The 14,541-nt window shown below is 30.0% G+C and carries 14 protein-coding genes; 7 read left to right on the forward strand and 7 right to left on the reverse strand.

Annotated elements, in window-relative coordinates:
• Positions 1-3: 3 nt before the first annotated feature.
• The 4 genes from Ctaglu_RS05045 to Ctaglu_RS05060 form a co-directional block, all read right to left on the reverse strand.
• Positions 4-2,649, reverse strand: coding sequence for a hypothetical protein (locus tag Ctaglu_RS05045; protein WP_148097581.1), 2,646 nt, complete (start codon positions 2,647-2,649; stop codon positions 4-6).
• A gap of 711 nt (positions 2,650-3,360) precedes the next feature.
• On the reverse strand, positions 3,361-4,674 hold the full coding sequence (locus tag Ctaglu_RS05050; RefSeq protein ID WP_124998699.1) for a hypothetical protein: 1,314 nt from the start codon (positions 4,672-4,674) through the stop codon (positions 3,361-3,363).
• Between the two features lie 86 nt (positions 4,675-4,760).
• Positions 4,761-6,215, reverse strand: a complete 1,455-nt coding sequence (locus Ctaglu_RS05055) for a sensor histidine kinase (protein WP_124998701.1) — start codon at positions 6,213-6,215, stop codon at positions 4,761-4,763.
• Positions 6,199-6,900, reverse strand: a complete 702-nt coding sequence (locus Ctaglu_RS05060) for a response regulator transcription factor (protein WP_124998703.1) — start codon at positions 6,898-6,900, stop codon at positions 6,199-6,201. The genes Ctaglu_RS05055 and Ctaglu_RS05060 overlap by 17 nt, the downstream gene beginning before the upstream one ends.
• A 276-nt stretch (positions 6,901-7,176) precedes the next feature.
• Here Ctaglu_RS05060 and Ctaglu_RS05065 point away from each other — a divergent pair, with 276 nt between their 5' ends.
• The 5 genes from Ctaglu_RS05065 to Ctaglu_RS05085 all read left to right on the forward strand — a co-directional run bounded on the left by Ctaglu_RS05065 (position 7,177) and on the right by Ctaglu_RS05085 (position 10,953).
• Positions 7,177-7,641: a GNAT family N-acetyltransferase gene (locus tag Ctaglu_RS05065; protein WP_124998705.1), complete on the forward strand. Its 465-nt coding sequence runs from the start codon at positions 7,177-7,179 to the stop codon at positions 7,639-7,641.
• 162 nt (positions 7,642-7,803) lie between these two features.
• The gene (locus Ctaglu_RS05070; RefSeq protein WP_124998707.1) at positions 7,804-8,670 is read left to right on the forward strand and encodes a nucleoside monophosphate kinase; all 867 of its coding nucleotides are present in this window, start codon (positions 7,804-7,806) and stop codon (positions 8,668-8,670) included.
• Between the two features lie 147 nt (positions 8,671-8,817).
• Positions 8,818-9,243 (forward strand): YhfM domain-containing protein, encoded by a 426-nt coding sequence (locus Ctaglu_RS05075; protein ID WP_124998709.1) that lies wholly within the window; start codon positions 8,818-8,820, stop codon positions 9,241-9,243.
• A 77-nt stretch (positions 9,244-9,320) separates the two neighbouring features.
• Complete coding sequence (locus Ctaglu_RS05080) at positions 9,321-9,902, forward strand: GNAT family N-acetyltransferase (protein ID WP_124998711.1); 582 nt, start codon at positions 9,321-9,323, stop codon at positions 9,900-9,902.
• A 157-nt stretch (positions 9,903-10,059) separates the two neighbouring features.
• On the forward strand, positions 10,060-10,953 hold the full coding sequence (locus tag Ctaglu_RS05085) for an AraC family transcriptional regulator (protein WP_185732592.1): 894 nt from the start codon (positions 10,060-10,062) through the stop codon (positions 10,951-10,953).
• A 239-nt stretch (positions 10,954-11,192) separates the two neighbouring features.
• On the opposite strand, the gene Ctaglu_RS05090 is transcribed toward Ctaglu_RS05085, so the two are convergent.
• Positions 11,193-11,657 (reverse strand): hypothetical protein, encoded by a 465-nt coding sequence (locus Ctaglu_RS05090; RefSeq protein ID WP_124998715.1) that lies wholly within the window; start codon positions 11,655-11,657, stop codon positions 11,193-11,195.
• 15 nt (positions 11,658-11,672) lie between these two features.
• Positions 11,673-12,080 (reverse strand): type VII toxin-antitoxin system MntA family adenylyltransferase antitoxin, encoded by a 408-nt coding sequence (mntA, locus tag Ctaglu_RS05095; protein WP_124998717.1) that lies wholly within the window; start codon positions 12,078-12,080, stop codon positions 11,673-11,675.
• A gap of 258 nt (positions 12,081-12,338) precedes the next feature.
• Between mntA and Ctaglu_RS05100 the strand changes: the two genes are divergently transcribed.
• Complete coding sequence (locus Ctaglu_RS05100; RefSeq protein WP_124998719.1) at positions 12,339-12,578, forward strand: NUDIX domain-containing protein; 240 nt, start codon at positions 12,339-12,341, stop codon at positions 12,576-12,578.
• A 66-nt stretch (positions 12,579-12,644) separates the two neighbouring features.
• On the opposite strand, the gene Ctaglu_RS05105 is transcribed toward Ctaglu_RS05100, so the two are convergent.
• A complete protein-coding gene (locus Ctaglu_RS05105) occupies positions 12,645-13,058 on the reverse strand; it encodes a hypothetical protein (protein ID WP_124998721.1) in 414 nt (137 codons plus the stop codon).
• Between the two features lie 304 nt (positions 13,059-13,362).
• Here Ctaglu_RS05105 and Ctaglu_RS05110 point away from each other — a divergent pair, with 304 nt between their 5' ends.
• Positions 13,363-14,361, forward strand: a complete 999-nt coding sequence (locus Ctaglu_RS05110) for a GNAT family N-acetyltransferase (protein ID WP_124998723.1) — start codon at positions 13,363-13,365, stop codon at positions 14,359-14,361.
• Positions 14,362-14,541: the final 180 nt, after the last annotated feature.

A 14,541-nucleotide genomic window follows, 5' to 3' on the forward strand; every position in this document is an offset into this window, starting at 1 on the left:
TCTTCACTCTACCATATTATCATCCGCCATAAAATCTATATCAACATTCTTTTCCCTAAGCTTACCAATATAAACTACTGCACTCCTAAAAGTCTTCTTGTCCTTTGGATTTTCTAGTCTCACTGAAAAATTCACAGGCTTATTATAGAATTTACAATACTGCATATTACTCAATTGTTTTTTAAAACTGCTCAGAGGTAACACCTCGTGGGTCACATTATGCTCTCTACAGTACTTTACAAACCTATCATAAAATGATGTATAATTAAGGCGCAGCACAAAATCCCCCTCTAAATCTAGCACTGCATCATAGTCAATATTCCTTAAAAGTTCATTATTAGCTGCCATACGATTCATAGTTTCGAAATTTTGTTCTATAACTGTTTTATTACTTGAACCACCATCTAATAAATCCTCATAGGCTCCCTTTTCTATTGATGAAATAATATCCTTAATAGAATGGTCTGTACACTCCTCCATATTTAAAGCTAAGTCATGAAATACCTTTTTAAGTAAAACTATACCAAGAATACAATTGCTTATAGAATTTCTAACCCTATCATTTTTAATATTATCGCCAATCATTTTTTCAAAAGTTGCACTATGAATTTCCTTAACTTTTTTCTCTTCCATTTTTAAGCCCTCCTTCAAAAGACTCGCTCCAAGTTTATTTAGTAAAATTGAGTTTTCCTTTAATTTTTCTAGACTTTCCTTAGTTTCCTGGTCAAAATAAGAAGTTGCAAATATAACTCTAAGGCTCCTTCCCACATTAGCCGTTTCCTCTATTCCTACCTCCCCAGACAAAATCACTGAAGCCCTAGGAATAAAGCATCTATTTTTATCTAAGGTGGCTACCCCTTTTATCCCCTTATAATTATCATAAGAATTCCTCATGACCCCTGATATTAAATCAACCTTGTACTTACCTATTATGTGAGGCTTGTATTCCTCTAAAATAAGAGGTATAAAATTGCTACTGCTGGCAGTTTTGTTTAATGCAAAATCTGTGCACTGTGCCGCATTTAATATGCCATCCTCCATGCACAATATAGGAGTGATAATATACTTTACCGCACTACTTTTACCGCTACTGCTCTCGCCTTCTATTAAAAGATGATTATATTGAATTTTATTATTTTTAAGCTTTTCTTTCAAAAACAAACCACATACATAACCTAATATAGCTGCCGTATTTTTTAATATACTAAATTTAAATAGGTATGGTGCAATTAATAAAAGCTCTTCTCTAGTTATAGCCTCCTTATCTAAAATATTAGTATTAAGCTCTGCATATTGATTTTGCATAACTATATCCAGGGTAGACTTTCCCTCAGAATCTAAAGCTCCCCCCTCTGATACAAAGCACCACTTATTATTAAGCCTATGGAACCCACTGAAGGTAACTCCCTTCCTTATATCGCAGGTTTTATTTGAAATAATAAATCTTATATATTGAAGGTCCTCTATCCTTCCTATATAAAAAGTCTTAAAGCTGTTTATTGCTTTTCTAAAAGATATTACATCATCAAAATCAGAGCTCTTAAATATCCTCTCCCCTATAACCCCGTCTTCCGTAACAATGTCTCCTGTAATTTGAGTATCCCCTTCATTTTCAATATAATATTTAGGATTAATAATAAAATTAGAAATATTAACTTTCTGCTCCTTATGATATTTATAATAACAAAACTCGTCTTCAAAAATATTTCCTACAATTTTACTTCGAGGCCTGCATTCCTCTATAAATGTTTCTTCTGCACCCTTAACCAAAGTAATTAATTTCTCCACAGTGCCTCCATTTTCTATCCAATCTACAATATCTTCCTTAAGTTTCAAATCTGGAAGCTCTATTATTTTAATAGACTTAGCCTTATTCTTTACTGCATTTAAAACTTCCTTTGCATAAGCTCGTCCACTTTCATCATTGTCAGGCAAAATAACTATATTAGCTCCCACTAAAGAAGAAACATAATCCCCACTATACGCTGAAAATCCCCTAGCTCCAAAGGCAGTGGTAGTACCTACTAGGCCCAACTTTGAAATCTTATCCGCACACTTCTCTCCCTCTACAAAGAAAATATTCTCATCCTTTTCAATACCCTTTAAAACCTCTGGCAGCTTATAAATAACATGTCTTGCACTCTTTATTCCAAAGCTCCAGCTACTATTATCTTTAGTATAAGCCATGAAATCCTTCTTTCTTTTGCCGTTATCCATCCACTCCCTTCTACAAATCTTATATAATGTATTTCCCTGTTCATCCTCATAATAGTAATTAGCTACAATATCCTTATGACAATTTTTAAAATTATCATCTTCTACAAAAGTTCCTTGGTGCTCTGTTGCAATTTTAATATTATATTTTTCACTTAAAAATTTTACTCCATTATAAAAACCCTCTATACCCTCTTTATACTGAGCAGCTTTAAAAATATCACCTTTAGCTCCACAACTAAAACATATCCAAAACCTGCCACTGCTTCCCGGCACTATTGCTGCACTTGGATCTTCATCCTTATGACTATGGGCGCTTTTATTAAAACATGTGAATTTTCTATTTTCACTTTTACTGCTATGCTCTAATACGTAATCTCTTAAATGATCCTGTATTTCACTTATACAACTTTTTGTAATTTTATTCATCATCAACTTTGTTACCCCCTAATTACTTTTGTACGGCTTATTTCTAAGCATTATTTTACTTAACTCATCTTCAAAATTCCTTATACTTTATTACTTTTGTACGGCTTATCTAAGCATTATCTCTAGGATAAAAAACAACCAATTACTTGTTACAATTACACTTTCAGTGAATATATATGCCGCTCCGCTAAATTTTGAAGGAAAAATTAAAAATAATTACAAATTTATTTTTATTACAGTAAATATATGCTATGTAATCATATGAATCCATTGATATATAAGGTTTTTTCATGAATTCACTTATTACATTACAAATTTTTCATGGGGGTATACATCTTATTAAAGTTTCTTAAATTTCACTTATGTTTGCGCTTTTTATACTTATATTAATAATATATTTTTGTTTTTTTGTAATATATATTTATGACTATGTTCTACTGTAGATGTTTTAAGGGTTTATGTGGATTACAATACGAGGTAATAAATTGAAATAAACTGTTATGAGTTTTCTTAAACTGTTTTAACTCCGTTTACAATGTAATTTAATGGTAGTTACAGATGGGCTAAAAGTAATTTTCATTAAAAAAACCCACGTAAAAATCGTTGCTGCATAGCAGTCACCGAAATTCAAGAGGGTTATAATATGAGTCCATTAATAAACTTTTACTTTCTATTTATATAAATTACCTAACTCATACTTAATTGTATAATTTATACTTATTTATCCAAACTAACAATATAAGTATTTATTTGACTATTACCTGCACGATAATCTCCATAAGTAAAGGATAAAGCAGCGCTTGTACCATCCCAACAAATATTTGAAATTGCTAGAACTATAGGTATCTTCGTTTTTACAACCTTACCGTTTTTGTCTATATAATGGTATGATCGATATTCAATTTTTGCATCTTTATCTTTTAAACTAGAAGCCTTAACTATTTCTTTTATAACACCTGTCTTAGTATCTATAATTTTAATAGTTGTTTCATGGTTAGGGGGAGTATTGATAGCATTAGCATATTCTACATAAGCAACTTTACTTCCATCAGGTGATAGTACGTAGGTATTACTAAGTCTACCTTTAGGTAATTTTATATCTTGCAACTCTTTACCAGTTTCATCCATAATAATAGCTCCAAAAGTTCTATTTACAAATACTCCATCAGGTGATATTTCACCATTATTATCAAAATGCTCAATTATAATTGTTTTGCCTTTTTTATCGGCTCTGTCAGAGTATTGATTTGAAAAAATAGTTTTTATTTCTTTAGTTTTAACATCTGCAGTACATAATTTAACTCCTTCTTTTCCACTTCTGCGTTGAGTGTAATAGAATTTACCTTCTACAGTGGTCCCCAAATCTTTAATATCATCAACACCAGATATATTCACACTAACAAATTCATCAGCATTGTAGCTACCCTGGGTGTATACTTTTCCAGCTGTATCAATGATTTTCCATTTGTCAGAATAGTTTGCTAAAATTTTATTGTTACTTACCCATATAAACTTTGCATCACTATTAAGTTTTTCTGTATTTACATTCGTGATTTCGCCTGTAGACAAATTTAATAATTTTACGTTTTTATGAAGAAGCTCTCCTGAATCAAGAGCCTTTTGCCACTCACTTTCGACTTTAGGAATGATTCTTTCCTCTGCATAAAGAACATACTTTTTATCTGGAGACACACCCATAAATTTATCTATATTTACATTTTTAAAGTCTTTAGAACTTTTTGTGTTTAAATTATAGATACTGCAGTATTTTATAGCTTCAGTAGAATATGGGATTTTAAACTCTCCCTTTTTAGTTAATGTTAAAACCTCATTATCATTAATCCAAGCAACACTTTCAATTTTTTGATATTTGTGGATTTGATAGCCCTTTTCATTTGTTTGAGCAGATGGTTTGTATGCCATTACCTTTATGTTTTGTGTATCTGAAGTATTATAGTTTATTCCATATGTAATTATGCCACCTACAACTGCTACCGTTAAAATCAGGGATAAAATCTTTTTTCTAACCATTGAATTTTCCTCCTTTTTTCTTTCTAATCTCATAGTATCAAAAAATTTTCACAAAATTATAAACAAATGTCACAACTTTGCAAACTCTATATAGAAAATTCAATAGAAAAAATAGTACCTTCATTTAACTTAGAATCTACATTTATAGTGCCCTGTTGCTTTTCAACCAACTTTTTCACCAAGGCTAGTCCTAGCCCAGCTCCCCCTGTTTCACGACTTCTATGACTTTCAACTCTATAAAATGGTTCAAAAATTTTAGGCAAATCTTCTTTACAAATACCTATTCCTGTATCAGCAACTATTATAGTTATTTTATTACCATTTTTATGACATTCAATATCTATACTTCCACTAGGCCTATTGTATTTTATAGCATTATCAATCAAATTAATAATAACATGTCTCAAACTTTCTTCATCTATTGTAACAATAATATCTTCAATATTAGATTTGAAGGTTAAATCGTTTTTCTTTATTTTCCCCATGATTCGCGCACATATTTCATCAATTATTTCCTTTAAATTCACTTCTTTTTTCCGTATTTCAAAATCGTATTTTTCTAAAGCAGATAAATTTAAAACCTTATCTACCATAGTTGCCAAACGATCACATTCTTTTGATATATTTGTGGTTCCATCATTTATTAAACACAGGTCATTTTCATACATTCCAATTAATTCTGCATATGCTTTTATAATAGTAATGGGAGTCTTAAACTCATGAGTTACATTTCCTATAAACTCCTTTTGCTCCTTGTCCATTTTTTTTAATTTATCTATTGCGTTGTTCAAAGAATCTCTCTCAACTTTAAGCTCTTCAATATTTTTTTCTATAGTATTACTCATGAATACTATACCTTTGCTTAGCTCCCCTAATTCATCATTACGATTGGCTAGTTGTATTTTATGAAAATTACCTCTTTGAATATTCTCTACTGAATCTTTCATTATGTATATATCTCTTGTGAGGTTAAAAAAGTAAATAATTCCAAGAATTACACCAAATATCAATGCTGCAAAACCTGTTCCATAAAACATTTTTTTTATATTATCATAAAATAAAGCACTTTCTTTAACTGAATATTCAAGTTCTAAAATTGCTACTATGCCATTTTTATATTTAATTGGTGAATAAAAATATATTACGCCATCCTTCTTTGCAAATGATACTTTACCTTGCATAGCATACTCAATCATAGTATTTTTTTCTTTATTCTCATTTAACTTACCATCTACCTTAAATCCAGAAAGAAGCTCTCCTTTAGTATCATATACACTGGCAGGTATAGTTCTAAGCCAGGGCTTGTTAAATATGCTTCCACGAGCAAGCTCTGCCTTATCCCTAGTTCCATTATTACCTAAGCTTGAGCGCTCACTAAAATATTGCTCAAACATATCCTTTTGCTTAAACAGAATCGCTTCGTCTTCCTTATCTTGGTAACTTTTTATTCCATTAAGTACAAAAACACTTAAAAATAATATAACAACTAATAAGAGTGAGCCTGTAAACGCTATAAGTTTGAATTTAATTCCTATTTTCAAATAAGTCTTCAACCCCTTTATATCCTACACCATGAACAGTTTGTATTAAATTTTCATAATTTTCTCCTAACTTTTTCCTTATTCTTTGGACATGTGTATCAACTGTTCGTGTGCCACCAATATACTCCATATCCCATACTATATCCAAAAGCCGTCCCCTGGAATAGACTACATTTGGATTTAATAGTAGCAAATATAATAAATCAAATTCCATTTGTGTAAAATCTATTTTTACGTTTTTTATAGTTACGGTTCTTTGTTTTTTATTAATATTAAAATCTTTAATATTAATAAGATTATCATTGCTCTTCTCATCTGCAGTCTTTTTAAACCTTCTTGCTAGAGACTTTACCCTTGCAAGAACTTCTCTTAGATCAAAAGGTTTTGTTAAATAATCATCTGCTCCTAGTTCTAGTCCTACTATTTTATCTATAATATCATTTTTTGCTGTGAGCATAATAATACCAATATTTTCATTTTCTAGTTTTTTGCAAACATCATAACCATTTATTACAGGAAGCATTAAATCCAGAATTATTATATGTGGATTAAAGCTTTTTACTTTATCAAGGGCTTCTTGTCCATTATGAGCTTTTTCTATTGAATAACCCTCTCTTTTTAATGCACAAGTTAATACATCCAAAATACTTTCTTCATCATCTACTACTAGTATTTTCTCGTTCAAATGTTACACCCCCACATTTTACAGTAGATAGTTAATTACTAAACTACCTATTTTAAATTTACCGACGAATTGTATTATATTTTTCTCTTTGATAAAAACATTATATCAAACATTGTAACTTTTATACAAATACGAAAAAATCAAAATGTTGAAGTTTGCCTTTACTTGTGGCACTTTTTATATAGCGTTGTGTAAATTTATGGTTTATAATGTATATATAGGTTATTGTTTGATTGCCAATAAGACACATTCCTTTGCTAGGAGGAGGCATTTTATATGATTACAATAAGTAAATCAACAAATAATGATGAAAAACAAAACATTACAAATTCTATATTAAGAGAGTTACCAGAGTGGTTTGGTATAGAAGAATCTATAGTTGAATATGTAAATAAAGTAAAAGATACTGATTATTATGTTGCATATGATTCAAATATACCAATTGGATTTATAAGCATAAAATCAAATAATAGTTATACATCAGAAATATATGTTATAGGAGTAAAAAAAGAATATCATAATCGAGGTATTGGTAAAATGTTTTTACAAGCATCGCAGCAAGTGTTAATTAACCACAAAGTTAAGTACCTTATGGTAAAAACCTTAGGTGAATCTCATCCAGACAAACACTACAAAAGTACTAGAGCATTCTATAATAAAGCTGGATTTTATCCCTTGGAAGAGATAAATGAAATATGGGGCGAAAAGAATCCATGTTTAATTATGATTAAGAGTTTATAGGATAAGATTTATTATTTGAGTCGTTGCTTGAGTGCAAACCGTTATGTGAAATTAAATTACATGGAAGTATTAAATATGAATTTGGAACAATTAAACGCCAATAAAAGCCTTAAGCATAGCTAGGCTAAAGGAGTTAAACATTACTATTTTGGAGGTTTTGAAATGAGTAATAATTCAATATTAGATGGTAATATAAAAATTATTGTTCAAAGAGTAGTAGCAGAAGGTTGTGGTGCAATTTTACTTACCGGACCATCAAGTTGTGGTAAAGGTGAAATAGCTAAGGAACTAAGCAGTTTTTTATCAATACCAAAGGAAAGGCATCTCTCAATGGGTGATATTTTACGTAGGACTATAAAAAAAGCACGTGAAGATGAAATCTTTAGAAATAGACTCGCTACTGCATACAACATTAGTGATAGAATATCAGTATTTGATGAATCCGAAAATAGAGTAGAAAATATCTCCAAAGCTATAAACCATAAAAAAGAACTAATGTCCTTCTATGAGGGTAAAGAAACAATAAGTCAATTAGATTGGTTAGAATTTTGTGTCATAGGGGGCCTATTAGTTCCTGATGAATGGACGGTAAATATTATAAATGCTACATTTGAAAATTCAAAAGAGTTTCAGAAAGAAATATTTATTTTAGATGGATATCCACGGACAATTAAAGCATCAGAAGAGCTATTAAACACTTTCATTAAGTTTAATATCCCAATTATAAAAGTAATACATTTATCCATATCCAAGGATGAAATGATTAAAAGGGCCTTAGGTAGAAGAAGATATGATGATAAAAAGGATAGTTTAGATAGAAGATACCAGTTTTATGTAGACAATGTACAACCAAGCATTGATTATCTGAAAATACGTTTAGGTTCATCCAAAGTTACCTTGATTGATGCACATCAACCAGTTTATAACGAGCTAAATATCATAGATATAGGGAAATCTATAAACCAAGTTACTCTAAATGTTTTACAATCATTAGGATTACCTAGTTATCTATTAGATATGAAGAACTAAAAACAGCGCCTTGGCTGAAAAATATCATTAATTCAATATAAAAAAATAATCTCTGCAATGGTAAAATTAAGTATTAGCAATATTACATTAAACCTACTTAAGGTGATTTAGATACACTAAGTTTTGAAACTAAGGAGAGGAATGTAAGTGAAGAGGAAATCTGCTTTGATTGTAACATTTATAATTATAACATTTAGTTTTTCAGCCTATTTTTATTTAAGTAATAGTTATAAAAAAATTGATATATTTACTGCTAAAGCCTTTAATAAAGAAACAAATACACCAATTATATCTATTACCGATAAATGGGCTTTGATAGAAATCTCAACTATTTTTAAAACATCTTTTAAATTGAGCGGGAACCTTAATGTGGTTGAGCCTAAATACGTTCTAGAATTAAATAAGCTTAACAATCACACAGAAATCATGTATTTATGGATAGATAAATCCTTAACTGAAGGCATGTATATGTATAAAAGTAAAACTGAAACAGGCTATTCAATTTCAGAAAAGAATACTCTAAAGTTGAAGAAATTACTGGCAAAAGAGCAAAACAATATAACTGAAAAATAACAGTATATTGATGAATATATTATATATAATGATTATTTTGTAAGAACGAATCTAACAAATTAAAAGGAGAAATTATTATGTTAATGCATAAAGGAACCCAAATAATAAATACAGACAGACTTTTACTGCGAAAATATGAGTCTGATGACGCAGCTGATATGTTTGAAAATTGGGCAAATGATTGTGAGGTTACAAAGTTTTTATCTTGGAAGCCGCATAATAATGTACAAGATACTAAAGAAATTATAGATCAGGTGGTCGAAAGGTATGAGAATAATATCTATAATTGGGCTATTGAATTAAAAGAAATCGATGAAGTTATTGGCGGTATTTCTATAGTTAAATTAGATGAAGCATCATATTCTTGTGAAATAGGATATTGTATGTCACGAAAATATTGGGGCATGGGAATAATGAGTGAAGCTTTAAAAGCAGTAATTGACTATTTGTTTTCTGAAATTGGATTTAATCGAATAGCAGCAATGCATGACACAAATAATATTGCTTCTGGAAAGGTAATGATTAAAAGTGGAATGAAGCACGAAGGAATCTTAAGACAAGCTAGGCTGCGCGATAACAAATATTTTTATGATTTGGCTTTATATTCAATATTAAAAGATGAGTGGATAAGGCTGTTAGCTAAAAATCATGTTTTATAAAGAGCTTTGCCCGCTAAAAAATATTTGGGTATATGTGGAGCTTTTATTAATTAACAATGTTATTTATATTCTGTATCTACCCTACATATTTGTACCTAAAATGCAGGGTAGTTTAACATTACCTTTGTTACAATTGAATACGAAAGGAGGATGCAAAATGGAGTGGATTGAGAGAATGACAGCAACAGTGGATTATATTGAAAATCATTTAACTTATGACATGATGTATGATGAAGTAGCAAAAATTGCTTGCTGCTCAATGCATCAATTCGGACGTGTTTTTTCCTACGTTGTAGGCATATCTCTATCTGAGTATGTTCGTCGTAGGCGATTAACCCTTTCAGCATTAGATTTACAAAGTAGCACTGCAAAAGTAATTGATGTTGCTCTGAAGTATGGCTATAATTCACCTGATGCATTTACTCGTGCTTTTTTCGGAATGCATGGTGTAACGCCTAAGGTAGCGCGCACTTTGGGAGTAAAACTTAAAGCCTATCCACGCATCACTTTTCATATTTCAATTAAAGGAGATGTAGAGATGGAATATCGTATTGAAGAAAAACAAGACATAAATATAGTTGGAATGGTTAAGCATATCAAGAGGCAATCAGCAAACACTATGGAAAATGACTGGAAAGAGGCTTTGGGCGAGGTTTGGAGTACATGGAAAGAGTTTTTAGAGGGCGGCACAGATGAGAAAATTGGAGCTGTTCATAATCTTTATCGCGCACCTATGTGGCAAATGGGTTTCACAAAAACACTGGAGAATGGAGAAACTTTACTTGCAATAGGTGCAGAGGCGGATACAAATGTTTTAACCGATTTGCAGACCTATACTATTCCAGCGAATAAATGGGCAGTATTCACTGTAACAGGTAGCTTTAGCGGTAAGTCTCACCCAATTGATGCAATGTGGACAAGAATAACAACTGAGTGGTTTCCAATATGTGGCTATAAACGGGCAGCTGATTATGAAATTGAGGTTTACCCTCCAGGAGACACAAGTTCTGATGATTATACTTGTGAAATATGGATTCCTATTACTAAATAATAATATCCTTTAGCTTTTAAACTTAATTTTTTCTATAAAAAATAAATAACTCCTTAAAATACCGCATTATTCTAGAATGAATTTTGTGGTATTTCTTAATTTTTTATAAATGGTATGAAGTAAAATCATAACTAATTACGAAGAAACAATAGAATATTGGATCAACGTCTTTGGATTTACCCCCGGAAGAATGATATGTCTTTTCTAGTGAAAGAGTGAAATAAAAGAATCTATTGTGCTTAAAATAAATCTTTTTGATCTAAATTATTTTTGAATTTATTTATATCCAGTATAAACCTACCATATACTTCTCTATTTTCCCTATAAAAATCAATCAAAGTATCTGTTGTTGGTATGTCATAACCATATGCAATATCATTTCTTAACTTTACAGACATCTTAAATTTCTCTATAAATTCTTTTGATAGAAAATTATTATCTATGCATACTTCTAAGCATTGTCTAAAATATAACTTGCTAACATCTACGCTTAAGGTTCTTAATACAATCGTAACGTAGTCTTCAACTAATGATTGGAAACTATTAAATAAACTTCTAAATGATAATTCCATAGATCTTCTAATTATTTCATTATCATCATACTTATTAGAAATAATCTCTTTATAAAACAAATCTAATTCATAAACACACTTTTCAGCTTTACTAATTGTTGTGCTAAGCCTAGTTAAATTTATTTTTTTCATACTTATCTGCCCTTTCTAATTAGCTGTCATAAGCTTTTTCCAGAATGGAAGTTCTGTCTTTATCCAATGGTTTAATACATTTAGATATTTTTCTTCTAAGATATCATCTTTACTAAATAATTGTCTATTTTCCATAATTACTTGTACTTGTATATACTCTGGTAATGATCTTATATTATTTAAGTCAATTGGAATTCCAATTATATCTTCTAGTTCTGAATTAATTATAAGACACTCTGAATATGTGATATCCTTATTTGTAAGTATTGCAATATCAATATCACTTTTGTTTGTAAAATCTTCTGTACCAAAGGATCCAAAAATATATGTGCTTGCAATATTGTCCTTATTATACATATACTCTTTTATTTTGTGAATAACTTCTTCATTATCAAATTGCAATGAATATTCTTCCTTGAACATTTTATCACCTCATATATTAAGCAATATATTAATAATATAGCTCCTACCTCTTTATTTTTATTATACCCCCAATTAAGGCAACTAAACAATGTTATTTGTGAGTTTAAATTTACTTGCACCTTATACTCCCTAAAATGTATTTTAAAATTCTTTCTCTTTATATGTATTTACTGAATTTATCAATTATAGCTAACCTATTAAACGTCTCGCTAAGTTATAAGAGCTAAAAATAAATGATTAAATAAGGAGACTTTAAATATGGATATTTCATTTAAAACTGATGAGGGAAGATTTAATTATAGAGTAGCAGGTATTATAATTCACGATAATAAATTATTGATTATGGAAGATGAGCATTCACCCTACTATTATATTCCTGGTGGCCAAGTTGCCATGAATGAATTAAGTGAAGATGCAATTATTAAAGAAATAAGAGAAGAATTAAATGCTGCAATTAAAGTTAATCGCATGCTGTGGGAGTTTCAGCACAAGCAATAGAACATCTATTAGAAATGAAAAGTTAATTTGCAGTAAAGGGGTAGTATGAAGCATACTATCCAAATATTATGTAGTAAAATGTACTATTGTATAATCATTAACTTTACCTTTATTATCAAACATAATATAAAGCCCACTAACCTCTTCTGGCATTAGCCCTTTTTTAGTAAAGTAGAATATATTATTATGGTCAGATGGGTTAATTGGGTTTTTATTAAGGCTTTCTAGAATCATGCCGCCCTCAAACTTTTCCTCTGGTTTACCTAACAATTGTATTACTTTCTCTTTTGTCATTTTCTCCAAATCATATTTTTTCAACATATTCTCTACTATTAAATATCTTTTACCTGGCTCTCTAATCCACTTCTCCTGTGTAAATAAACTCTTATCTTTAAACTGTTTTAATTTAACAATACCAATAGCTCCTACAATTCCAATTAACAAAAATATTAGTATAAAAGTTAATCTTTTCTTCCACATTTTAATTCCTCCTTATATCATAATTTACAATTATATACTAAATTATAGTTTGTTTATATATTATATATAACATAATTTCAAGTACCAATATTTCACTTATATGCACCTTATAAATGTATATTTTTACTTATTATAACATGGTATGATAAATTTATGTACGCTATAACTGTTTATGTCTAATATATCCCTTAGAAAGTTATATATATGCCAAGGTATAAGTATACCCTTTTTAAAGAATAACTGTTAATATAAAGTTTGTTATGCTAAAATATAGTAAATAATTTTTATTTAAAGGGGATAAAGAATGATAATACGTGAATTGACACATGAAGAATTACTAATGGCTGTAGAACTGAACCATCAATGCTGGAATGATGACTTTGCTGGCATTATTCCTTATGATTCGATGGATGTAGCAGAGGAGATTTCCTTTGTCTCCAATTGGTTAAATGATAAGGAATGTGATGATATTAGACGCATTTATGGAGCCTTTGAAGGCGATTCCTTTTTAGGATATGTAGGCGGAAGTCTTGCCGAGAAAGAAGATGCCAAGCATGGCGTAGAACTAAATTATTTGTTTATAAAAAAAGAATATCGTAAAAAAGCACTTGGTTTAAAACTCATTTCAACCATCCTAGTTGAGTTTAAAGAGTACAATGTGGATCAGTTAATCATTTATAACTGGCATGACAGCGAGTCAAATAAATTCTACCGATATCTTGGAGGAGAAATACTTAAGCAAGTTATACAAACTCCAAAGGGTAAAGAGGTACTGGTTGATGTATTTATATGGGATATTGATATCCTTATGAAGTTGATAAATCATAAGTTATATACACGTAGTTTTGAGAAAGGTGGCTTTGCTTTTAATGAATCATTACCGGGCGGTATCTGCATGACCAGCAGCTATACTGAGGAAGATGCGAATATAGTTTGCAAAGGGCTTCTTCAACATAATGTTAGAAAAACATACGGTTTGCTAAAAAAGCCAGATGTTAATATAAATTTATTTTTGAAGGAAAACGGTAAACCTATTGGTGCTATCTTATGTGACACCTTTAATCTAAGCATGTATATTGATGTTATGTGGATAGACGAGGCATATAGGGGAAAGGGATTTGGCACAGCACTTATATTCCAAGCTGAAAAAATAGCAAAAGATAATGGGTGTATCTTTTCTCATACCTGTACATTTAGCTATCAGTCCCCTGAGTTTTATAAAGCATGTGATTATAAGGTTTTTGCAAAACTGGATGATTATCCAAATGGTATAGTACAGTATTTTTTAAAGAAAAAGCTATAAATCACATTCCTGCTAAATAATTATGAATAAAGAATAACTATAATTATTGTTTACCTTTATTTCCAATAGTATTATTTGTAAAATGGCAAAGTAAAACAATTATATATTAGTGAGGTAATAATAATGATTTATGAATGTAAAGTAAGTTTATATACTAATAATTTTTGGAGAAAGTATTTT

It is taken from the genome of Clostridium tagluense (assembly GCF_003865095.1).
GTDB classification, from domain to species: Bacteria; Bacillota; Clostridia; order Clostridiales; family Clostridiaceae; genus Clostridium_AD; species Clostridium_AD tagluense.

What these genes read in the sequence shown, in the direction of transcription:
- Ctaglu_RS05050 (WP_124998699.1), bottom strand. Translation starts at nt 4,674, where the DNA reads ATGGTTAGAAAAAAGATTTTATCCCTGATTTTAACGGTAGCAGTTGTA.
- Ctaglu_RS05065 (WP_124998705.1), top strand. Translation starts at nt 7,177, where the DNA reads ATGATTACAATAAGTAAATCAACAAATAATGATGAAAAACAAAACATT.
- Ctaglu_RS05070 (WP_124998707.1), top strand. Translation starts at nt 7,804, where the DNA reads ATGAGTAATAATTCAATATTAGATGGTAATATAAAAATTATTGTTCAA.
- Ctaglu_RS05080 (WP_124998711.1), top strand. Translation starts at nt 9,321, where the DNA reads ATGTTAATGCATAAAGGAACCCAAATAATAAATACAGACAGACTTTTA.
- Ctaglu_RS05085 (WP_185732592.1), top strand. Translation starts at nt 10,060, where the DNA reads ATGGAGTGGATTGAGAGAATGACAGCAACAGTGGATTATATTGAAAAT.
- Ctaglu_RS05090 (WP_124998715.1), bottom strand. Translation starts at nt 11,657, where the DNA reads ATGAAAAAAATAAATTTAACTAGGCTTAGCACAACAATTAGTAAAGCT.
- mntA (WP_124998717.1), bottom strand. Translation starts at nt 12,080, where the DNA reads ATGTTCAAGGAAGAATATTCATTGCAATTTGATAATGAAGAAGTTATT.
- Ctaglu_RS05100 (WP_124998719.1), top strand. Translation starts at nt 12,339, where the DNA reads ATGGATATTTCATTTAAAACTGATGAGGGAAGATTTAATTATAGAGTA.
- Ctaglu_RS05105 (WP_124998721.1), bottom strand. Translation starts at nt 13,058, where the DNA reads ATGTGGAAGAAAAGATTAACTTTTATACTAATATTTTTGTTAATTGGA.
- Ctaglu_RS05110 (WP_124998723.1), top strand. Translation starts at nt 13,363, where the DNA reads ATGATAATACGTGAATTGACACATGAAGAATTACTAATGGCTGTAGAA.